The following is a 19,937-nucleotide window of genomic DNA, read 5'->3' as shown; positions in this document are numbered from 1 at the left end:
GCTTTTTATTTGAGCTGAGACGATAAACGTCAGGTGCCGGTGCGCTTGTCGTTGCCGAAGCGGCGGACAACGCGGCGTTCGACCACGACGGAGCGCTGCGCGCCCTGTTCGCCGGCGATCACGCGCGTGGCAGTGATGCGACTGTTGGTGCGAGCCTGCTTTTTGACCTCGGCCTGGACGACATCGAGCGGCATCCCCATCAGCGCGGCAGCGATCTCGGCCTGCTGCTCCTGGTCGTCGGTGATGCCGACGGCGGCAAAGATCGCCTCGTCCAGGGTGGGCGGATCGTGGCGGACCCGCCGCGTGCCATATTTGGTATTCCAGTCTGCGCTCATAACGGCCTCGTTTTGATGCCGGGATACCTAGTGCCATAAATGTTGCAATGCAATATGAAATCTATGTGGCATCTCAGCTATGCACCGCTCGGGTGTCACAGCGGTGACGCAACGCCGGCATCGACCTCGATCCGCTGTTGCGGCCAGCGTTTCAGCGCGGCATGTCCTGCCGCGGTCAACCCGTAGATCCCCCGGTCGGTACGCTCGAACCAGCCATACACGTTGTTAAGCAAGATCTTGCCGGCATCGGGACAGCGTTCGCGCAGTTCACGCACCCGCCGCGGGCCTGCAGCGAGCTCCGATGCGCAGGCCAGCGCTTGCTGCCGATAAGCCGTCATGATCGGCGCGCGGGTGCTGCCGCCGAGCACAGGGTCACCCCGGCGGCGCTGATGTTCGGCCACGAGCCGCGAGCGTGTCTTCGGCTCGCGGCGAGGGGCTGCGGTCGGCGGCTTCACCAGGACCTCGACCTGACCATTATCGGTGACCCCGAGCATGCCGAAGCCGAGGCGGCGACACAGATTGCGATAGCGTGCGTCGCTCTCGCGACCCTTGCCGCGCGCCGATATTTTGGCCGCGATCCAGATTTCGTCGCCCGCCGGTGCGCGGTCGACGGCCTGCAGGATCAGCTCGAGATTGAAGGCGAGCTTGAGCTCGCCGATCACGACCACAGGAGGATTGCCTGCGCTCAGGCCCACGAGATCGCAGCCCCGGATCTCGCCCTTGACGTCGAAGCCGAGGCTTTCGAGGAATCGTTTGACGGGGAGATAGAGCGCGGTTTCCAAAGGCGAGTTTCCAGTCGGAGAATCAGTTGCCCGCAGTCTAGCCCGGATCGGACTGGGGGCCGGCCGGCATTTGCCCGGATGCGGTCAAGCCAGCTATATCCCCGTGCGGGGAACAGGGCGCTTGCGATATGACGATCAGGAATGGGCTGTATCACATCCGGATCGAGTTCCTGGATAGCGTCCAGGGCGGCAATCAGGGCGTCATGGTGCTGCGCGACGGCACCATGCGCGGCGGCGACTCGTTTTTCTTCGCCTATGGCAGCTATACGTCGGCCGACGGCAAGTGGAAGGGCGAGCTGACCAACGAGGAGCATTCGCCCTCGTTCGACGAGCGCCCGGTGTGGGGCCGCAAGGTCGTGACCATCGGCTTCAGCGGCACCTATACGGACGAAACGGCTTATGGCGAAGGCATCGCACTCGCCGGCAAACAGAGCATCCGTTTCAAGGGCAATCTGCGGCTCCTAGTGCCGGATTGATTACACCCGCCCGCCGACCGGGATCAGCGCACCGGTGACGCCGCTCGCGGCGTCGCTGACGAGGAACAGGATCACCTCGGCAAGCTCCTGCGGCGTGACCCATTTGGAAAAGTCCGCTTTCGGCATGTCGGCGCGGTTGGCCTTGGTGTCGATGATCGATGGCAGCACCGCGTTCACGGTGATCTTGCCCTTCCATTCGCTGGCCAGCGCTTCGGTCAGGCGATGTACGCCTGCCTTCGATGCCGCATAGGGCCCCATGCCGGCGCCGGCCTGGAGCGCGCTCATGGCGCCGATATTGACGATGCGGCCTGCCTTCGAGGAGGCAAGATGCGGCAACGCCGCACGCGAGGTGTTGAGGGCCGTCAGCACGTTCAGTGCATGCATGCGGTGCCATGTTTTGACATCGCCGTCGCCGACGGTTTCGAAGGCGAAGCCGCCGGCGACGTTGACCAGTGCGTCCAGCTTGCCGAAATGCTTGACGGCGGCCTCGACTGCTGTGGTCGCCTGCGCCGCATCGGACAGGTCTACGCCACCGATCTCGATGCGCTCAGTCGTCGCAGGCATGTGAGCGGGTGCGTGATCGATGCCGGCGACCCGCACGCCGCGCGACAGCGCGATGTCGGTGACTACCTTGCCAAGCGCGCCGAGCGCGCCTGTTACGATCAGAGCTTTGCCTTGCATTATCGATCTCCCCGGCGCTGTCGCGCTTACGACTGCAGATAACGTTCCTTCAGTGCGGTTCGCTCGGCCGTGCCAAGCTTGAGGCCATCGCGCAAGTAGGTTTCGACATCGCCATAGTCGCGGCTGACGGCATCGAAAGCCGCATCAAGATAGGAAGCCTCGACCGATCCGATCGCGTCGAGGACGTCGGCGGGCAGGTCAGATACGCTCGAGGCGTCGCGCTTGTAGTGGCGGTTGGTCAGCAGATAATCCTCGGCAATGACGTCATCGGGTACGCCCAGCGCATGCAGGATCAGGGCGCTGGCAAAGCCGGTCCGGTCCTTGCCGGCCGTGCAGTGAATCACGAGCGGCGCACGGTCTTCCAGCAGATGGCCGAACAGAGCACGAAAGCTGTGGGTGTTGTGGCGGACATAGTTGCGGTAGGACTCGCGCATGAGTTCAAGCGCGACCGGACCCGTCAGCGCGCCTCTCGCCAGTTCAGCGCGCAGCGCGGCGACCACCGTTGGCTCGATCGGCAGCGAGTGCACGGTGATCTCGTTCACAACACAAGCGCCGGCGGCACGCTCTTCGACGCCACGGAAGTCGAACGCGCTTTTGACGCCGAGCGCGCGCACGATCGCGACGTCGGCAGCGGTGAGCTGGCCGAGATGGTTGGAGCGGAAGATCTGGCGCCACCGTGTGGTGCGGCCGTCCTTCGTGGCGTAGCCGCCGAGGTCGCGAAAATTGCTGGCGCCTTGCAAAGCAAGGTGACGGGCAGGGGAGTCTGACATGAGATCAGCCTAAGCTTTTTGGGAGTTTTTGTTATGTTACCTGCCGGGCCATTACAGGGGGCGATTATGGGGCGAGACAAGGCCATTCTTTTGGGGATCACCATGCTGGCGGCTGGAATTTCCGGCGCGCGGCAGGCCGATGCGCAGACGTTCCGGAATTATCGCTGTGCCGATGGGACGCAGTTCATCGTGGGGTTTTATGACTATGACAAGCGCGCGTTTCTCCAGATCGATGGCGAGCCGGTGACGCTCGCCAAAAGGCTGACGGTCTCAGGCACGCGCTACGCGGGAGCGGGCATCACGCTCAGGATCGACAAGACCGGGGCGACCACGGTCAAGCACCTGAAGCGGCCGGTCACAGCCTGCGCGGTGATCTGACGACGCCGTCGGATCCGGAATCAAAGAGGGTCGAAACGTCTGCGTTTCGACCCTCTTTCAAATCCCCGCCGAGCGCCCGAGCGCGCGCCGGTACCACACCAGACACCGGCATCAGCGTTCCCATTTGGGCTTTGCTTCGTCGACCGCGTCCTGATGATACCAGCTCTCGCTGCAGATCGAGGTGTTCGCGGGAAGCGAAGCGTGATCGGCAGGAAGGCGGGCCTCGTCGTAGCGGCGTCCCGCAAGAGCCGCGCGGCCCCCGACTGGGAATTGGTAGATCTTCGCAGATCCGTGACTCAGACCATTGTTCATCATTGCGATTGCTCCTTGGTCGAAGCGCCTTGGCCTCCATCGTGCGCCCGACTCGTTCGATTGTGGTTACTGGAATCCCCATATCGGCCCGGCGGCCCCAACTGCAAAGTGCTGAAAAGGAGATCAGTTTCAGCCTAATTCTTAGGCAGGCAGCTGTTTGCACCCTCTAAGGCAATGCCTAGCTGATTAACGGCTGGGCCATTCCAAAGGTTGCTAGGCAGGTCGGTAGCGATTTGCGAAAATTGCCGGACGTTGATGCGCGTTTCATCGGCAACCTCCGGCAGGGGTCTGGCTGCTCCAGAATGAGGCGTTTTCCGCGGAATTATTGCGGTGCAGCTTCACGGTAAGGTGCGCGCCTATGACGCACGCTGGCGTGGAGGTTTTTGATCCCGGGACCCGCCCGCCGCCGTGGTGGAAAACCTCCCGCGCTGCGGCCTTTTGGCACGCAAAATGCTTGTAAGGGGCCGGCCGATGATGGCCGGGTACAAACGTGCGGGGCTCTCAACCCCACCTTTCGCATCATCTACAGAGAGGCTCAATGACCAAGTATAAGCTCGAGTACATTTGGCTCGACGGATATACGCCGACTCCGAACTTGCGCGGCAAAACTCAGATCAAGGAATTCGCGTCATTCCCGACGCTCGAGCAGCTTCCGCTCTGGGGCTTCGACGGCTCCTCCACCCAGCAGGCCGAAGGCCATAGCTCGGATTGCGTGCTGAAGCCGGTCGCGGTGTTCCCGGACGGCGCCCGCACCAACGGCGTGCTCGTGATGTGCGAAGTCATGATGCCCGATGGTAAGACCCCGCATCCATCCAACAAGCGCGCCACCATCCTCGACGACGCCGGCGCCTGGTTCGGCTTCGAGCAGGAGTACTTCTTCTACAAGGACGGCCGTCCGCTCGGCTTCCCGGAATACGGCTATCCGGCGCCGCAGGGCCCGTACTACACGGGCGTCGGCTACAAGTTCGTCGGCGACGTCGCCCGCAAGATCGTCGAAGAGCATCTCGACCTGTGCCTGGCTGCCGGCATCAACCATGAAGGCATCAACGCGGAAGTCGCGAAGGGCCAGTGGGAATTCCAGATCTTCGGCAAGGGCTCCAAGAAGGCCGCCGACGAAATGTGGATGGCCCGCTACCTGATGCTGCGCCTGACCGAGAAGTACGGCATCGACATCGAATTCCACTGCAAGCCGCTCGGCGACACCGACTGGAACGGCTCGGGCATGCACGCCAACTTCTCCACCGAGTACATGCGCACGGTCGGCGGCAAGGAGTACTTCGAGGCGCTGATGGCCGCCTTCGACAAGAACCTGATGGACCACATCGCCGTCTACGGCCCGGACAACGACAAGCGTCTGACCGGCAAGCACGAGACCGCGCCGTGGAACAAGTTCAGCTACGGCGTTGCTGACCGTGGTGCGTCGATCCGCGTTCCGCACTCCTTCGTCAACAACGGCTATAAGGGCTATCTGGAAGACCGCCGTCCGAACTCGCAAGGCGACCCCTACCAGATCGCTTCGCAGATCCTGAAGACGATCTCGTCCGTGCCGACCGACAAGAAGGCCGCGGCCTAAGATCCTCCCGGCCCGGGTTAGGGGGCTGGCCCGGGTTGGTTTTCAATCCGCCGGAGCGAACGCTCCGGCGGATTTTTGCGTTCTCGGGGCGGCCGTTCCTGTGGGCTGTGACGCTGCGAAACTTGTCCGTCGCAGCCGAAAGCGGGATAGAGTGATGGTCGGATGCGCGCGGGGCCGGGGACACGGCTGGTGTTTGAAGGCTTCTACAAGGTGCGATTTCAGCTCGGCGACAGCGTCGGCCGGAGCGTGATGCATGCCGGCAATGGCAAGATGCTCGGCGGCAATTCGGCGTTCGCCCATATCGGCACCTACGAGAAGACCGCAGATGGCGTCGACATCGTCATCAAGACCGTCCGCCACAACCCCGATCCGAACTACCGCGCCATGGCCGGCACCGATGATGCGACGCTGATCGCGAAAGGCGTCGCGGATGGCGATCTCTATCGCTTCAAGGGCGAGCTGAAGGAGCTGCCCGGCGTTCCCTTTCAGTCGCTGATGACACCGATTACGGAGGACGAGGTGCCAATCGCCGGCGGGGTCGGCGAGGCCGGCATCACCGACGGCCTCTATTCGATTCACCTGCGCATGCTCGACGGCGTCGATGGCGGGCTCACCGGCGTGATGCTGCTCAAGGGAGGCCGCATCCTCGGTGGCGACGCCTCGTTCTATTATCTCGGCAGCTACACCGCCGCGAACGGCCGCTGGAAAGGGCAGATCCTCAATCAGGAGCATACGCCGGCCAAGGACGATCCGATCTTTGGCGGCCACGAGGTCGGCATCGGATTCTCCGGCAGCTATGACAGCGAGCAGGCGGTGCTGGAAGCGACAGCGCTCGCCGGCAAGCGCAGCCTGCGCCTGAGCGCCACGCTCAAGCTGATGCATCGTGCCTGATCGCGCTCCGGGAAACCGCTCATGGAAAAAATCCGCATGCTCTCGACGCTCGGTCTGATGGGGGCGATGCGCAGCCTGTCATCCGGGTTCGAGACCGCAACAGGCATCCACGTCGATGCCGACTTTGCGCCGACCCTGGCGCTGCTCAAGCGCTTGCGCGCCGGCGAGGCCGCAGATCTCGTCATCCTCACGCGCGAGGGGCTCGACGAGATGATCGGCGAGGGCCGGGTAATCGCAGGCAGCGCGGCCGATCTTGCGCGTTCCTATGTCGGTCTTGCCGTGCGCGCCGGGCAACCGCATCCCGACATCGGCGCCGAGGCCGCACTGCGCAGGACGCTGCTCGCGGCGCGCTCGGTTGCCTATTCGCGGCTGGGGGCGAGCGGGGTGTACTTCGCCCAGCTGATCTCGCGCATGGGTATCGCGGACGCGATCAACGCCAAGGCCACCATCGTCGAGCAGGGCTTCACCGCCGAGCGCCTGGTCAGCGGCGAGGCTGATCTCGCCGTGCAGCAGATCAGCGAGCTGAAGCAGGTGGGCGGCATCGAGGTGATCGGTCCGGTCCCGCACGATCTGCAGATTCCGGCCGTGTTCTCCGCGGGTCGCATGGCGGACGCAAGGCAGGTCGAAGCCGCCGAGCGGCTGCTGCGCTATCTGGCTTCTCCCGAGGTCGTGCCGGTCCTGCGCCAGTCGGGACTCGAGCCTTGAAATCGCCGGGACGCGGACGCAACGTGAGGGCCATGCGAACCTGTCTCTGTGCCATCCTCCTCGCGCTTGCCGCGCCCGTTGCCGCGCATGCGCAATCGGCTGATCTGGTGCTGTGCGACCGTGTCGCCGCCGACCCCAGCGATCCCGACAAGCCGGCCGACGTGAAGGGCGTGCCTGACATCGCAGCCGCCGACATCGCGACCGCCATCAAGTTCTGCAGGCAGGCGGCCACATCGTCGCGCCGCGCGATGTTCGCGCTTGGCCGCGCCTATGCCGCCAACCACCAGACGGTGGAGGCGCTCGCTGCCTGGCGCAAGGCCGCCGACAAGGGCTCCAGCGCTGCCATGGTCGAGCTCGGCGTTGCCTATGGCACCGGCTCCGGCGTCGCCAAGGACGAAGCGCAGGCGCGAAAGCTGTTCGAGAAGGCGGCGCAATCAGGCAATCCCCGCGGCGTCTCCAACCTCGCCGCGCTCGGCAGCGCGGGCGGCGGAGCGCCGGCCGATCCGGCACAGGCGCGCACGCTGCTCGGCAAGGCGGCCGAGACCAATGCCGAGGCGCAGTATCAGCTCGGCTTGATGCTTTCCAATGGCAGTGGCGGCGAGAAGGACGACGTCGCCGCGCGCGCGCTGTTCGAGAAGGCGGCGGCGCAAAACCATCCCGGTGCGCTGGAGCGGATGGGCGCCTTCGCCCAGGAAGGTCGCGGCGGTCCGAAGGACAAGGATGCCGCGAAAGCCTATTACGAGCGGGCCGCCGCGCTCGGCGACGAGGACGCCAAGAAAGCGCTGGAGCGGCTGCGCTGCCCCTACGCGATCAAGGACAAGCAGGGCAAGCTCGTCACCACGCTGTGCTTCTAGCAGGCGCCCCGGCGCATTCCGTGCCGTGTCGGATTGTTGCTTGCGCCGATGGGCGCCCGACCTTGATCGAGCGCAAGACTGCCGCGCGCCGCGCCGGCTAACATCTCCCCTTGATGGGAATGGAGAATTGCGATGAAGCTTCGGGCGTGGATGCTGGCGCTGGCCTTGATGGGAGCGACCACATCAGTGGTGGCGCAGGATCTCAAATCACCATCGGCGGACCAGTATGTGCCGCGGCTCGGCGACATCATGAGCGCCGCGCAGGCGCGCCATCAGAAGCTCTGGCTGGCCGGCAAGGCGCAGAACTGGGAGCTCGCCGGCTATGAGCTGCGTCAGCTCAAGGCCAGCCTGATCGAGGCCGCGCTGCTCTATTCCGGCATCCCCGTCAGCAACGTCACGACCCTGGAGCCGCCGCTGCAATCGACGTCCGACGCGATCGCGGCAAAGGACGGCCGCAAATTCGCAAAGGCCGTGGGCGATCTGACCGAGGGCTGCAACGCCTGCCACCGTTCGATGGGACGCAGCTTCGTCGTCATGAAGGTTCCCTCCGATCCACAGCCGTTTGCCAATCAACTGTTTCCGCCACGGGCAAAGCCGTGACGGAACGGACCGCGTGCGATGCGGGTTGACGTGAAACGCGTTCACTCGGAGGCCCGGCCATGATCCGCAAGCTCGCATCCGGCGAATACCGACTCTATTCGCGCAAGGTGAATCCGAAGACCGGCAAGCGCCGCAACCTCGGCACGTTCAAGAGCCGCGCGGCGGCCGAGAAGCACGAGCGCGACGTGCAATATTTCAAGCGTCACTGACGCCCCGGACCTGCCGGGCCGCCAGGAAATCGAAAACAACCCCATGCACCGTAGGCAAGTGGTTGAAATCCAAAGCCGCGAGGCCTCGAAATGGCGTTTTGCGGATTTTTCGAAATTTGCTTGATCCGTCGGGCAAAACAGGTGCATACTGGCATCGTGGCAGGATCGGCTCCGCGGGCGCTCCCCTGCGCGGATAAGCCGGATGGTCTTGATGGGACGACGATGCTATGTCGCCCGCGATTCTTTTTGATTTTGCGGATTCAGGACATTGCTCGACGGACTATACAAGGTTGAATACGGCATCAACGGCGCCTTCGGGCGCAGCATCATGTGCCTGCACGACGGCAAGATGTTGGGAGGCAATTCGGCCTTCGCGCATCTCGGCAGCTACGATGTCAAGGACGGCGTGATCGCAGCCGAGGTCATCACCGAACGTCACAATGATGATCCCCATTTCAAGCCGCTGATGGGCGCTGACGTCACCGCGATCAAGGTGCGCGGCCGGACCGAGGGCTCGACGATCCTGCTGGAGGGCGGCGGGCGTAGCGGGCTCTCCCGTCTGCTTTGCTGCTGGAAGGCGACATGCAGGCCCTGCGTTTGGATGTCGGCCTGAGCCAATTCCGGAGGTATGAGCACGCCAACCGGATTCATCGCCCTCGGTCTGGCTGATTTCGTAGACGAACGCTGATCCGAACGAGTCTGTGAACTCGCGCCCTCCCTCGACGGCCTGACCTGCGACCGCGTTGGCAACAGGCGAATCGCGTCATCGCTCATCAGGCGGCGGGAACGGGGTGGAGCCGTCGTCGCGCGTCGGCAGAGAGTACGGCCATAGCACAAGAGGCCAGACGTGCTCGCACGCTGTCGGCGCGCGAGGTCAACACAATCGGCACGCGAGCGCCCAGCGCGATGCCTGCGGCATCGGCCTTGGCAAGGAAGGTAAGGTTCTTTGCCAGCATATTGCCGGCCTCGAGATCAGGCACGACAAGAATCTGAGCCTTGCCTGCGACCGGAGATTTGATGCCCTTGATCTCTGCCGCTTTCGGATCGACCGCATTATCGAAGGCGAGCGGGCCGTCCAGGATGCCGCCGCTGATCTGGCCGCGATCCGCCATTTTGCAGAGCGCGGCTGCATCGATCGTCGAGGGAATCTTGCTTGTTACCGTCTCCACGGCCGACAGCAGTGCGACGCGCGGGTGAGATCCCAGCCCGATCTGGACAAACAAATCAATAGCATTTTGCACAATGTCACGCTTCGCATCGAGGTCGGGAAAAATATTGATCGCCGCGTCCGTGATGAAGAGCGTTTCGGCATAATTCGGCACATCCATTACAAAGACGTGACTGATCCGCCGGTTCGTGCGCAGACCGCTGGTGGTCGCCGTCACGGACCGCATCAACTCGTCGGTGTGCAGGCTCCCCTTCATCAGCACTTCGCCTTTGCCTTCATGCACGAGTTCAACGCCTCTGGCAGCAGCCGCATCGCTGTGCGGCGCGTCCACAATCTCGAACTTTTCGACGTCCAGATCGTATCTGGCCGCTGTGGACTTGATCTTGTTACTCGGTCCTACGAGGATCGGTTTGATGATGCCCATTTCGGCGGCTTCGCAGACGCTCGTTAATGATGTTTCGTCGCAAGGATGGACGACGACGGTCGTTGCGGGAGGAACGTGTCGGGCGACCGCTATCAGGCGCTCATATTTCACATGAGGCGCAGTGTTGGCTTCGACTTGGACCGCGCTCATTGTTCATCCTCTCTCTCTCGTGACGCGATGGCGTGACCGCGATCAGTGCAGAATTCATATTGATACTATCGAACAAAGGGTTCGCTTTGATGTCGCGCAAAAATATCGATCGGGAATCCGATCTAACGTAACGCGCCCAATCGTGCTTGCGGGCAAGCGCAGCCTGCGGCTGGGGGCCTCTCTGAAGCTGATGGCGGCTGGCTTAACCGCCGCGCCAAGCAGCGCTCCTGTCAGTCGCTTTCAAACGGTGGCAGCAGACTCTCTGCCAAAAGCGCATTGGGGAGAGACTTGCCCGCTATATCATGTAGGTAAACCAGAGCAGGAGGCAGCCGCAACAGACCATCATGGGAGCCGCAACGCATATCGATATCGCTGCCCACTGCGGATTGAGATTGATCTGAAGAGGAAGCGGCGCCTGCTCGACAGCCTTCCGCTCTACATCGTTCACGGTTGAAGCCAGGTCTTTCCAGAACAGCAGCATGTAGCATGGAAACAGCGCGAATATGGCGCCGAGCAAGAGCGGTCCGGCGTTTCTGAAAAACACTGTGGCAATTGCGACGACAAAGCCATTGGCTGCCAGCGACACGAGACACCAGCTTCTTACCGCTGGTGGCATTCCATTCAGATATCGGCTCTCCAATCCGCCATCCGAAATCAGCGGCTCGTCGGGTATCAGCGTCTTCCAAAAGGCCACGGTCGGTCATCCCTTCGGGGCGTCCCGGTCGTGCCAACGGGGGCCCTTACCCGAGATTGGACCAGACACGCGGAAGTTGATTGTATTTGAAGGCGCGCATGGCGACAAACGATGCCGTGCGTGTTGGTTTAGTTTCGGTTAGGGAACGGCCGTCTAATGTGGTTGCGTGGCGACTGCTTGGGGCGTTGTTGAGCGATCGTTCGATTTGAGAGGCTGAGAGGCCGAGTGCGGAAATTCGTCAAGGTTGCGCTCATCGTTTGCCTGTCGATTGCGGCTGTTCCTGCCGTCCTGTTCGGATGCCTTTGGCTTTGGGTCTGGTATAAGACCGCCCAGGTCGAGAGCTTCTATCAAGAGCATCGCCTGCTGCGTGAAATGCGTACCGCGCAGCATGGGAGCACGAACAATTCCGGGCCGGCCCGCGACGCGCTCCTGCGGATAGTGCCGCTGGGAACAAACAGAGAGACGGCCGAGAGCCTGCTCCGCAACGAAGGATTGGGCTGTCACACCATCGCCGAGCCAATCACCGACACTCGGTTGCGTCGACGCTTCGTCGAAGCCCGCAGCTTGACCGATATCCCGCATGACAACAGCACCAGAAAGCAATGGGTGGATTGTCAGAGGACGAGCCCAAACCTCATGGGATATCAGCACTGGATCGTCGATCTGGAGTTCGATGCCGAAGAACATCTGAGCGACGCTGGCATCGCGGTGTGGAACATATTCCTGTAGCGGTGCTGCGTTCATTTCCACGCAAGCGGCCTCATGTCGAAACGCGCGGAATTGTTCGTTGCGGACGGCGTCGCGGCCGCAACTAAAGCGCGATGCGATTAGGATGAATCGTCATCGCGCTTTAGGTTATTGTTTGAGCATGATCCTTTCGGAAAACTGCTTCGCACTTTTCCGGATCATGCTCTAGCCTCCCTGTCGCAGCGCCTCGACAGGATCGAGCCGCGCCGCGCGCCAGGACGGGTAGAGCGTGGCGAGGAACGACAGCGCGAGCGCCATGATCACCACTGCTGCGGTCTCCACGAGATCGGGCTCCGCCGGGAGCTTGGACAGAAAATAGAGCTTTTCCGGAAACAGGTCGGTGCGCGTGATCAACGACATGAATTGTCGGATCGAGTCAATGTTGACGCAGACGAGAAGTCCGACGATGAAGCCGACCAATGTCCCCGCCACACCGATCGAGGCGCCTGTTATCATGAAGGTCCGCATGATCGCTCCCTGCGAGGCGCCCATGGTTCTGAGGATCGCGATGTCGCTGCCCTTGTCCTTCACCAGCATGATCAGGCCGGATACGATGTTCAGCGCGGCCACGAGGACGATCAGGCTCAGGATCAGGAACATCACGTTGCGCTCGACCGCGAGCGCGCCGAAGAAAGTCGCGTTGCGCTGACGCCAGTCGACCAGGAAGACCGGCCGACCGGCCGCTTCCGCGACCGTCTTGCGAAACAGATCGATGCGATCGGGATTGGCCGTGAACACCTCGATCGCGGTGACGTCCTGATTGCGGTTGAAGAAAGCCTGCGCCTCGGCGATCGGCATGAAGATGACGCCCGAATCATATTCGGACATCCCGCTCTCGAACACGGCCGCGACCTGATATTTCTTGACGCGTGGCGTCACGCCCATCGGAGTGACTGCGCCTTGTCGCGCAACGAGCGTGACGTTGTCCCCGACCTTGACCGAGAGTTGATCGGCCAGGGCCTTGCCAATGGCGACGCCCTGACCTTCGTCAAAGTGTTCGATCGAGCCATCTCTGATGCCGCCAGTGATCGAGGGAAGCTGACTGAGATCTTCGGCCCTGATGCCGCGCACCAGGACGCCGGAGGCGTTCGACGACGAGGCCAGTGCCGGACCGTCAACCACCGGTACCGCCAACCGGATACCCTGCGCCTGAGCGATGCGCGCGGTGACGTCCTTCCAGTCGGTCAACGGCGTTTCCAGCGGCTGCACCACGAGATGCCCGTTGAATCCGAGAATCTTGCCGAGAAGCTCCGCGCGAAAGCCGTTCATCACCGCCATGACGATGATCAGCGTGGCGACCCCGAGCATGATGCCGAGAAAGGAAAACCCCGCGATGACCGAGACGAATCCTTCCTTGCGGCGAGCCCGCAGATAGCGCGCCGAGAGCATCCATTCGAAGGGCGCAAAGGGTCCTGTGTGTAGCGAATCCATCACTGTCCCGTTCATCGCATCCGATGGTCATTCTCTCCCGATATTTCAGGATTGGCCATAGTGGCGGTACGGGTCATCCATGGCCGGCGCTGGATCAAGCGGCGCGACTCATATTCGCAGGGCAGAGAGATGCGCTGCGAGGAAGTCCATCGCGGCGCGGATACGGCGCGGCAAGGCGCCGGCGCCGGGCTTGATCCAAACGATCTGGAGCGGAATCGGCGGTGGCTCGTGGCCGATCAGGATCTGCTCGACGATGCCCTGCTCGATGAGCTTGCGCACCTGCCAGAGTGGCGCGAGGCCGATGCCGAGCCCGGAGGCAACGGCCGCGTTGCGTGCCGCGGCGCTTTCCGACCGAAAGCGGCCCTGAACCTCGATGCGTCTCTTGTTGCCGCCAAAGGCCCATCTGTCGTCTTCGCTGGTCCGCAATACGCATTCATGATGAATCAGATCGCGCGGATGCGCAGGACGGCCGTGAGCGGCGAGGTAGGCGGGCGAGGCGAATACAGCCCAGCTCAAGCCACCGAGGCGGCGAACCCGCAAGGTCGAATCCGGCAGCTTGCCGATGCGAATGGCGAAATCCAGCTTCTCTGCGACGAGGTCGACACGCTCGTCCGACAGGACGAGTTCGATCTCGACCTCAGGATTTCGCGTCAGGAATTGGCTCACGACGGGCGCCACATATTCGGGGCCGAACAGGCTCGATGTGCCCACGCGGATGGTGCCGGCAAGCCGCTGGTCGCTGGCGAGCAGATCGTCACGGGCTGCGTCAATGGTGGTGAGTGCCAGGCGGATGCGGCCGGCAAATTCGAGGCCAACCGCCGTCGGACGCAGGCGCCGCGTCGTCCGCAAGACCAACTCCACGCCGAGGTCGCCCTCGAGCCGCGCGAGCGAACGGCTCACGGACTGGAGCGATTTGCCGAGGCGCGTTGCTGCTGAGGTCAGGCTGCCCTCGTCGATGATGGTCAGAAACGTGGCGTAATCTGCAAGAGCGGTCAGGGCATTCTCCCGTAAAGTGAGATAATATATCCGTTTTGTTGGATATTATCACAGCTATCGAGACGTGGTGAGAGTAGGGCTCCCGATGAATTGGAGAGCTTCCCGATGCCGAAACCAGACGCTGCCACCGCGAAGGCTGCTCTTGCGCCGCTGACACCGCTCTATGGTGCCCCGATCACGCTCGATGAGGCGAGGCTCGTGGCCGATGCAGCGCGCGCAGAAGCGCTGCGTCACGGCTGGCCGATGGTGATCGCCATCGCCGACAGCACCGGCCATCTCGTTCTGCTGTACCGTCTCGATCAGGCGCAGCACGGCAGCGTGCTGGTCGCGCAGCAGAAGGCGACGACCAGCGTCGATTTCAGACGGGCGACAGTCGCGTTCGAATCCGCGCTGGCCGATGGCGGTCTGCATCTGCGGCTGCTCGGCATGACCAACCTGACGCCTCTGGAAGGTGGTCTTCCGATCCTGCGCGAGGGCAGGGTGATCGGAGCGATCGGCGTATCGGGCATGCAATCAACCCAGGACGCGCAAGTGGCCGCGGCGGGGCTTGCGGCATTCGGGGCTTGAGCGGCCCGAACGGCGTCGGATCACGGCGCGGGGCAGGCAGCTCCCGTCTTCACCCAGGCCTCGACCAGCGCGCCGGCTTGCGCCTGCGTGCCAGGCACCGGCGAGCGGCCGAAGCCGGGCCTCCAGGCCCAGCCGACCAGGGTGTCCTTGCCGATATGATCGATCAGCTCCTCGACCTTGCGGCCGCCGTTGCGGGCGGGGTCGCGGATCTGTTCGCAGATCTCGCCGATCGTCTTGCCTTCCCAGGCCATCTCGCGCGGGGCGAGATGCCATTCGGGATGACCGGGGATGCGGCCGGGCTCGAAATTGGCTTTCTGGTGGCAGGTGTTGCAGCGCATCGCCTCAAGGCCATGGCCGTCGGCGCCGCGTGTCACCGGCGGCTGATGCAGGCGCGGATTGTCGCCCTGGCGCGGGCGGTCGCCGGCCGGGTGGCAGTTGGTGCAGCGCGGATGTGTCAGCACCTTGCCGAGCTCGGTGAAGATCGCGGCCGAGCGTTTTTCGGTGTCGGCGATGCCGGCAAAACTTTCGGGCGAGGCGAGGCCGTGGCTCGTCGTGTCCGACGCGGCATAGCCCGCGCACAGGCTGCTCGTCAGCGCTGCCATCGCAACCATGATCTTGATGCGCGCGGGGATCATCGCTGGCGCGCTCATTTGCTAGCGACGAGATAGCGGCTGGCATCGGCCAGGATCACGTCGCGCACCGCCTCGTGATATTTGATGTAGCCGGTGCAGCGGCACAGATGCCCGTCGAGCGCGTCTGCAATGGTTTGCTCCAGCGCCTCGCGGGCGACCGGCGTGTGCGCCAGACGCTCGAGCAGCACCTGGCCCTCGTTGAGAAAACCTGATGTGCAATAGCCGCACTGGAAGGCGAAGTGATTGATGAAGGCCTGCTGCAGGGCCGAGAGCTGGCCTTCCTTGGCGTGGCCCTCGACGGTGCGGATCGACTTGCCGTCGAAATTCACGGCCGGCGCGATGCAGGTCGGGCTGGTGTAGCTCGAGCCATCAGGCTCGTCGACGATGATGGCGCAGCTCAGGCATTGCGCGGCACCGCAGCCGAACTTGGTCCCGGTCATGCCGAGCATCTCGCGCAGAAAATCGTTCATCGAGAGATCGTCGCGGACGTCCATCGGGCCATGCTTTTGGCCGTTGATGGTGAGGCTGAGGGTCGTCACGCCAAAACTCCCTTCAAGAGGCTCGCGGTCACCGGCAGCGCGCGGAAGCGATGACCGGTGGCGTCGTGGATGGCGTTGATCAGCGCCGGCACGATCGGGATCATCACGACCTCCGCCATGCCCTTGGGCGCTTCGTCCGATACCTGCGGCTTCAGCATCTCGATCTCGAGATCGCGCAAGGGAAGATCCGAGCCGCGCGCGACGAGGTAACGACCGAGATTCCATTCGCCGTTGCCCGGGCCGCCCTCGAACGGCGGCAGCGTTTCCAAGAGCGCATAGCCGACGCCCATGGCGAAGCCGCCATGGCACTGGCCCATCACCACTTCAGGGACCAGCGCGGTGCCGCATTCGAACACGCTGTAGGCCTTGGCGATGCGCAAGCTCCCGGTGGCGCGCTCGATCTCGACGCGGACGGCGGTGCCGCACATCGAGGTGTAGGCGGTGCCGATGCGGTTGTTGTCGGTCGGCGGAAAGGTGACGCTCGAGCGGTTGATCCGCTCGAACTTGCCGTTGCCGCGGCGGATCGCGAGCGCGTCGATCTCGGCGAGGTACTGCTCGCCGAACAGGGCAAAGCGCGCCCGCGACCAGGCCCAGCGCGAGAAACTATGCGCGACCGCGCCGGTGACGAAACCGCGCGCATGGGCGGTTGCGGCAAGCCTCGCCAATGGCAACGGCTCGAGGCCGGGCAGGGTGAGCTGACCATTCTGCCAGCTCGCATTCGCCGATTGCCTGGCGCGCGGATCGGTCTTCGGGATGCGCCACAGCTCCAGTGCGGCAGGCCACAGGCCGAAGCGGTAGATCACGCCGGCAGCTTCGGCCGCGGAGTGCGTGCCGACATGGGCCCCGATCGAGGCCGATGTCGCCGAGGAGATCGACGGCACCCAGTGCGGATTGCGCGAGGCTGCATCCTGGGTCTTCTGGTCCATCGTGTAGGGATCGCCCGAGGTGACGAGACCAAGCATGTCGTAGCTGTCGACGCGCGCGACCGAGACCTCATCGGCAATGGCACCAAGGTGCCCGGCGACGCGGTTCGCCAGCGCCGTGCCGATGCCGTTGCCCATCTCGACATGGTCGCAGAAGATCGAGATCTTGCCGTCTGGCCCGAGCTCGACGCGGCCGAGCGAGCAGTCCGCGCCAGAGCCGTAATCCTTGGTCACGCAGGCCACACCGGTGCCGACCAGCCGGTCGCCCGAGGTTTGCCTGAGCTGCGCGCGTTGTTGCCAGATCGGATGCTTCTCGAGCTTCTCGAGGATCTCGGGCGTGCGCACCGAGACGATATAGGGATTGCCGGTCATGGTCCGGCCGTTCTGCTTGAGGGCATTGCGGCGGCGGAATTCGATGGGGTCGAGCTGGAGCTCGGACGCGGCCTCGTCGATCAGCACTTCCAGCGCCGTCATGGTCTGCAGCGTGCCGTAGCCGCGCATCGAGCCGGCGGTAACACCGCGCGAATGCATCGCGACCGTGGTGACGTCGACCTTGGGAATGTCGTAGATGCCGATCGCGCCTGTGGCGGCGACCACGGCGACGTTGGCGGAGAAGTTGGCGAGCCCGCCGCCATCGAGCACGTGATCGGCGGCAAAGGCCTTGATCAGGCCGGTGTTGCGGTCGATGCCGATGCGCGAGCGCATCTTGATCGGGTGGCGTTTGATGCCGCCCTGGAATTGCTGGTAGCGGTCATGCGCCAGCCGCACCGGCTTGCCGGGGAAGCAGATCGCGGCGAGCGCAACATAGAGAATGAACGGCGTGTGGTCGCGGCCGCCAAATCCGCCGCCGACATGGGCGAACTGGGCGTTGATGTGCGAGGGCTTGTAGGGCGCCTGCGCCTTGGCCAGCAGATGCGCGAGCGACTCGGCGGCCTCGTAGGGAGACTGCACGCCGAGCACCAGCTCGAGATTGCCGCCTTTGCCGCTGTACCAGGCAAGGCCGCATTCCGGCTCCAGGAACATCGGATCGACCGACTGGGTCTCGAACTCGCGGTCGAGCACCAGCATGGAGGCATTGTTCGCGGCCAATTCAGCGCGGGTCTGCTCGCCATATTTCGCGGCCTTGGCGTAGTCGGCCGGCATCTCCTTGGCGAGCGGCGACCACACCGGCAGTGCGGCGCTCTGCACTTTCTTGGGCGAGACCCAACCGGCCTGGATCGGCGAATAGACGTCCGGCTTGTCGGGCGAGGGGCTTGCGACGCGGGTGAAGCGATAGGCGCCGTAATCGGCCGCGATCACAGGACCGGTCTCCTCGCCAAACTTGACGAAGGTACCGTCGCGCAGCACGAGCCGCGCCTGGTCGAAGGCGTCGAATTTTTCGAAGATCAGAAGCGCGACCGGCTGGCCCAGATAGAGCGGCGTCTTGCCGAGCGGGCAGAACAGGTCGCCGGCGTAGAACGCCGGCACCTCCGTGCCGATGCGATCGAGATCCGCCGCTGTCACGATGACCGACGGCTGCAGCGCGCCGCCGAGGCGGGCGAGATCCATGCCGGTGTAGACATGCGTGGCGTCATTGGCGCGGACCAGGATCGCGTGCGAGGTGGTCTGCGGCCAGCCCGGCATATCGTTGGCACGGAAGTCGGAGGCGTAGAGCTTTGCGCCCGTGACCTTGGCGACGCCATCGACGCGGCCTGCTCCTTTGGTTGCGGGATTGAATTTGCCGCGTCCGGGCAGCGTCTCGTGCGCCGCGAAGGGAACATTCGCCGCCGCTGCGAGACGCGACAGGCTGACCGAAATGCCGCCCGCCGATACCCACTTCACGAACTCGCGTCGCGAAGGCCGCATGATTTCATCCTTGTACAAGGTCGTTACCGGCTCGCGGTGCTGACGGCGTTGCAGCCGCGATTCGCCGCAGCGGGAGTAAAACAGTACGGCCGTTTACGAGAGGTGAAGGCGGCTGCCGCGAACGCAGCCGCCTCTCATCCAGCGCACGCTTTCGGTCAAGGCGTCACTTGAGGTCGGCGATGGTCGCGGGGCCGGGGCCCGGCGTGACCAGGGTCGGCCATTGCTTCGAGCCGAACGGAACCAGCGGCGGCAGGAACGGCTTCATGCCGCGCTTTTCAGTTTCGGCAATGATCGCGGCGCGCGCGTCGCCCCCCATGAGCTCGTAATCCATCAGGTGATAATTGCCGAAGAACAGCGCGCCGACCGAGCGATCGGCGATGATCCGCGTCAGCGATTCCAGCATGTCAGCCGGCGTCGTCGTGAATGAAACCGTCTCGATCAGCAGCAGACGCGTGTTGATGGCCTCGGGACCGAAGAACTGTGCGAGCACGCTGAAGATCACGTTGTTCTGCCGCGTGACATAGATGGTGTTACTGGCGGCATAGGTCTTCTCCCAGTCGGGACCGAGCTGCGCCTTCCAATCGGCCAACACGCCCATCCAGTGCGCGACCTGGGTTTGGGCCGCCCAGGCCACGTTCCTGGCGAGGAACGGGGCCTGCTGCTTGCCGAAGGCCTCCAGCTTCGCGAACGGAATGACGCCGCTCGCGAGGCATTCGTCCATGAAGGCGATGTTGTTCTTCAGGATGGTGCGGTTGTTGTCGCGCCAGTCGGCCTGCATTGGCGTGGCGTCGAGGCCGTCCAGCGCCGACTGCATCCGGCTGCGGAACGACAGCATCGCCCCGCGCCAGGATTTGTTATCGGGATTGTCGACATAGGGGCCGACGATTTCGGCCAGCGCCATGGTGCTGTGGCCGATCGATTTCAGCAGCTGATAGACGACCGGCACCGGCGGCGCATCCAGCGGCGGCTGGCCCGGCCGATAGAGGATCAGCCGTCCGCCGGCGCCGGAGAACAGGCCGAGGATCACGGGGTGCTTGTCGAGGATGTTCTTCTGGAACACCTTAGCAGCGTCGCCATAGAGCTCGAACATCGCCGTGTTCAGCGCGAGCACGTCCCTGGTGGCGACATCGCCGGGCGCGGCATTGGGCTTGCCTGATATCGGCGCCATGTAGTCGGGCAGGGTCTGAGCCATCGCGGCGCTGCCGCCGAGCATGAGCGCGGCGGTCATGACCAGGCCAAAGCGAATTTTCATCGG

24 protein-coding genes are annotated in these 19,937 nt (G+C 63.7%); 11 read left to right on the top strand and 13 right to left on the bottom strand.

The genetic code is table 11. The features are described 5' to 3' along the window. Positions 1 to 29: 29 nt before the first annotated feature. The gene (locus XH89_RS21725; protein ID WP_015686575.1) at positions 30 to 335 is read right to left on the bottom strand and encodes a hypothetical protein; all 306 of its coding nucleotides are present in this window, start codon (positions 333 to 335) and stop codon (positions 30 to 32) included. 95 nt (positions 336 to 430) lie between these two features. Continuing rightward, the gene (locus XH89_RS21720; RefSeq protein ID WP_194462463.1) at positions 431 to 1,117 is read right to left on the bottom strand and encodes a DUF2161 domain-containing phosphodiesterase; all 687 of its coding nucleotides are present in this window, start codon (positions 1,115 to 1,117) and stop codon (positions 431 to 433) included. 128 nt (positions 1,118 to 1,245) lie between these two features. Between XH89_RS21720 and XH89_RS21715 the strand changes: the two genes are divergently transcribed. Next, positions 1,246 to 1,593 (top strand): GrlR family regulatory protein, encoded by a 348-nt coding sequence (locus XH89_RS21715; protein ID WP_057757757.1) that lies wholly within the window; start codon positions 1,246 to 1,248, stop codon positions 1,591 to 1,593. On the opposite strand, the gene XH89_RS21710 is transcribed toward XH89_RS21715, so the two are convergent. Beyond that, the gene (locus XH89_RS21710; protein ID WP_194462462.1) at positions 1,594 to 2,274 is read right to left on the bottom strand and encodes an SDR family oxidoreductase; all 681 of its coding nucleotides are present in this window, start codon (positions 2,272 to 2,274) and stop codon (positions 1,594 to 1,596) included. A 26-nt stretch (positions 2,275 to 2,300) separates the two neighbouring features. Further along, entirely contained in the window at positions 2,301 to 3,044 is a 744-nt protein-coding gene (locus tag XH89_RS21705; RefSeq protein WP_194462461.1) for a tyrosine-protein phosphatase, read from the bottom strand. A gap of 66 nt (positions 3,045 to 3,110) precedes the next feature. Between XH89_RS21705 and XH89_RS21700 the strand changes: the two genes are divergently transcribed. Further along, entirely contained in the window at positions 3,111 to 3,422 is a 312-nt protein-coding gene (locus tag XH89_RS21700) for an MliC family protein (RefSeq protein ID WP_194468573.1), read from the top strand. A gap of 111 nt (positions 3,423 to 3,533) precedes the next feature. On the opposite strand, the gene XH89_RS21695 is transcribed toward XH89_RS21700, so the two are convergent. Next, positions 3,534 to 3,737, bottom strand: coding sequence for a DUF2735 domain-containing protein (locus XH89_RS21695; protein WP_194462460.1), 204 nt, complete (start codon positions 3,735 to 3,737; stop codon positions 3,534 to 3,536). A 535-nt stretch (positions 3,738 to 4,272) separates the two neighbouring features. Between XH89_RS21695 and XH89_RS21690 the strand changes: the two genes are divergently transcribed. From XH89_RS21690 to XH89_RS21660, 7 genes are all read left to right on the top strand, one after another. Further along, positions 4,273 to 5,307: a glutamine synthetase beta-grasp domain-containing protein gene (locus tag XH89_RS21690; RefSeq protein ID WP_128925366.1), complete on the top strand. Its 1,035-nt coding sequence runs from the start codon at positions 4,273 to 4,275 to the stop codon at positions 5,305 to 5,307. Positions 5,308 to 5,496: 189 nt separating this feature from the next. Next, the gene (locus tag XH89_RS21685) at positions 5,497 to 6,198 is read left to right on the top strand and encodes a GrlR family regulatory protein (protein WP_194468572.1); all 702 of its coding nucleotides are present in this window, start codon (positions 5,497 to 5,499) and stop codon (positions 6,196 to 6,198) included. A 21-nt stretch (positions 6,199 to 6,219) separates the two neighbouring features. After that, positions 6,220 to 6,903, top strand: coding sequence for a substrate-binding domain-containing protein (locus XH89_RS21680; protein WP_194462459.1), 684 nt, complete (start codon positions 6,220 to 6,222; stop codon positions 6,901 to 6,903). A gap of 32 nt (positions 6,904 to 6,935) precedes the next feature. After that, positions 6,936 to 7,757, top strand: a complete 822-nt coding sequence (locus tag XH89_RS21675; protein WP_194462458.1) for a tetratricopeptide repeat protein — start codon at positions 6,936 to 6,938, stop codon at positions 7,755 to 7,757. A 132-nt stretch (positions 7,758 to 7,889) separates the two neighbouring features. Beyond that, complete coding sequence (locus XH89_RS21670) at positions 7,890 to 8,357, top strand: hypothetical protein (protein ID WP_194462457.1); 468 nt, start codon at positions 7,890 to 7,892, stop codon at positions 8,355 to 8,357. Between the two features lie 59 nt (positions 8,358 to 8,416). Continuing rightward, positions 8,417 to 8,566, top strand: coding sequence for a hypothetical protein (locus XH89_RS21665; protein ID WP_084292415.1), 150 nt, complete (start codon positions 8,417 to 8,419; stop codon positions 8,564 to 8,566). Between the two features lie 268 nt (positions 8,567 to 8,834). Further along, positions 8,835 to 9,179, top strand: coding sequence for a hypothetical protein (locus XH89_RS21660; protein WP_246767582.1), 345 nt, complete (start codon positions 8,835 to 8,837; stop codon positions 9,177 to 9,179). Positions 9,180 to 9,339: 160 nt separating this feature from the next. On the opposite strand, the gene XH89_RS21655 is transcribed toward XH89_RS21660, so the two are convergent. Together XH89_RS21655 and XH89_RS21650 are read right to left on the bottom strand one after the other, a co-directional pair. After that, the gene (locus tag XH89_RS21655) at positions 9,340 to 10,308 is read right to left on the bottom strand and encodes a phosphate acetyltransferase (protein WP_194462456.1); all 969 of its coding nucleotides are present in this window, start codon (positions 10,306 to 10,308) and stop codon (positions 9,340 to 9,342) included. A 295-nt stretch (positions 10,309 to 10,603) separates the two neighbouring features. Next, on the bottom strand, positions 10,604 to 11,002 hold the full coding sequence (locus XH89_RS21650; RefSeq protein ID WP_194462455.1) for a hypothetical protein: 399 nt from the start codon (positions 11,000 to 11,002) through the stop codon (positions 10,604 to 10,606). A 225-nt stretch (positions 11,003 to 11,227) separates the two neighbouring features. On the opposite strand from XH89_RS21650, the gene XH89_RS21645 reads away from it, so the two are divergent. After that, positions 11,228 to 11,731 (top strand): hypothetical protein, encoded by a 504-nt coding sequence (locus tag XH89_RS21645; RefSeq protein ID WP_194462454.1) that lies wholly within the window; start codon positions 11,228 to 11,230, stop codon positions 11,729 to 11,731. A gap of 183 nt (positions 11,732 to 11,914) precedes the next feature. Here the strand turns inward: XH89_RS21645 and XH89_RS21640 are convergent, their stop codons facing one another. Further along, positions 11,915 to 13,180 (bottom strand): lipoprotein-releasing ABC transporter permease subunit, encoded by a 1,266-nt coding sequence (locus XH89_RS21640; protein WP_371825166.1) that lies wholly within the window; start codon positions 13,178 to 13,180, stop codon positions 11,915 to 11,917. Between the two features lie 108 nt (positions 13,181 to 13,288). Beyond that, positions 13,289 to 14,122 carry a LysR family transcriptional regulator gene (locus tag XH89_RS21635; RefSeq protein WP_246767900.1) on the bottom strand — a complete coding sequence of 278 codons (834 nt, stop codon included), beginning with the start codon at positions 14,120 to 14,122 and terminating at the stop codon, positions 13,289 to 13,291. A gap of 159 nt (positions 14,123 to 14,281) precedes the next feature. Here XH89_RS21635 and XH89_RS21630 point away from each other — a divergent pair, with 159 nt between their 5' ends. Further along, complete coding sequence (locus XH89_RS21630) at positions 14,282 to 14,743, top strand: heme-binding protein (protein WP_194462452.1); 462 nt, start codon at positions 14,282 to 14,284, stop codon at positions 14,741 to 14,743. Positions 14,744 to 14,763: 20 nt separating this feature from the next. On the opposite strand, the gene XH89_RS21625 is transcribed toward XH89_RS21630, so the two are convergent. From XH89_RS21625 to XH89_RS21610, 4 genes are all read right to left on the bottom strand, one after another. Continuing rightward, positions 14,764 to 15,393 (bottom strand): Isoquinoline 1-oxidoreductase subunit, encoded by a 630-nt coding sequence (locus XH89_RS21625; protein WP_194462451.1) that lies wholly within the window; start codon positions 15,391 to 15,393, stop codon positions 14,764 to 14,766. Beyond that, complete coding sequence (locus tag XH89_RS21620) at positions 15,390 to 15,914, bottom strand: (2Fe-2S)-binding protein (RefSeq protein ID WP_194462450.1); 525 nt, start codon at positions 15,912 to 15,914, stop codon at positions 15,390 to 15,392. The genes XH89_RS21625 and XH89_RS21620 overlap by 4 nt, the downstream gene beginning before the upstream one ends. Next, the gene (locus XH89_RS21615) at positions 15,911 to 18,682 is read right to left on the bottom strand and encodes a xanthine dehydrogenase family protein molybdopterin-binding subunit (protein WP_194462449.1); all 2,772 of its coding nucleotides are present in this window, start codon (positions 18,680 to 18,682) and stop codon (positions 15,911 to 15,913) included. Before XH89_RS21615 ends, XH89_RS21620 begins: the two co-directional genes overlap by 4 nt. Positions 18,683 to 18,845: 163 nt before the next feature. Continuing rightward, the gene (locus XH89_RS21610; protein WP_194462448.1) at positions 18,846 to 19,934 is read right to left on the bottom strand and encodes a hypothetical protein; all 1,089 of its coding nucleotides are present in this window, start codon (positions 19,932 to 19,934) and stop codon (positions 18,846 to 18,848) included. Positions 19,935 to 19,937 lie beyond the last annotated feature (3 nt).

The sequence above is a fragment of the Bradyrhizobium sp. CCBAU 53340 genome (assembly GCF_015291645.1).
Lineage (GTDB): Bacteria > Pseudomonadota > Alphaproteobacteria > Rhizobiales > Xanthobacteraceae > Bradyrhizobium.
Note: the sequence above shows the minus strand (reverse complement) of the source record. Positions and strands in the feature narration are given on the sequence as shown.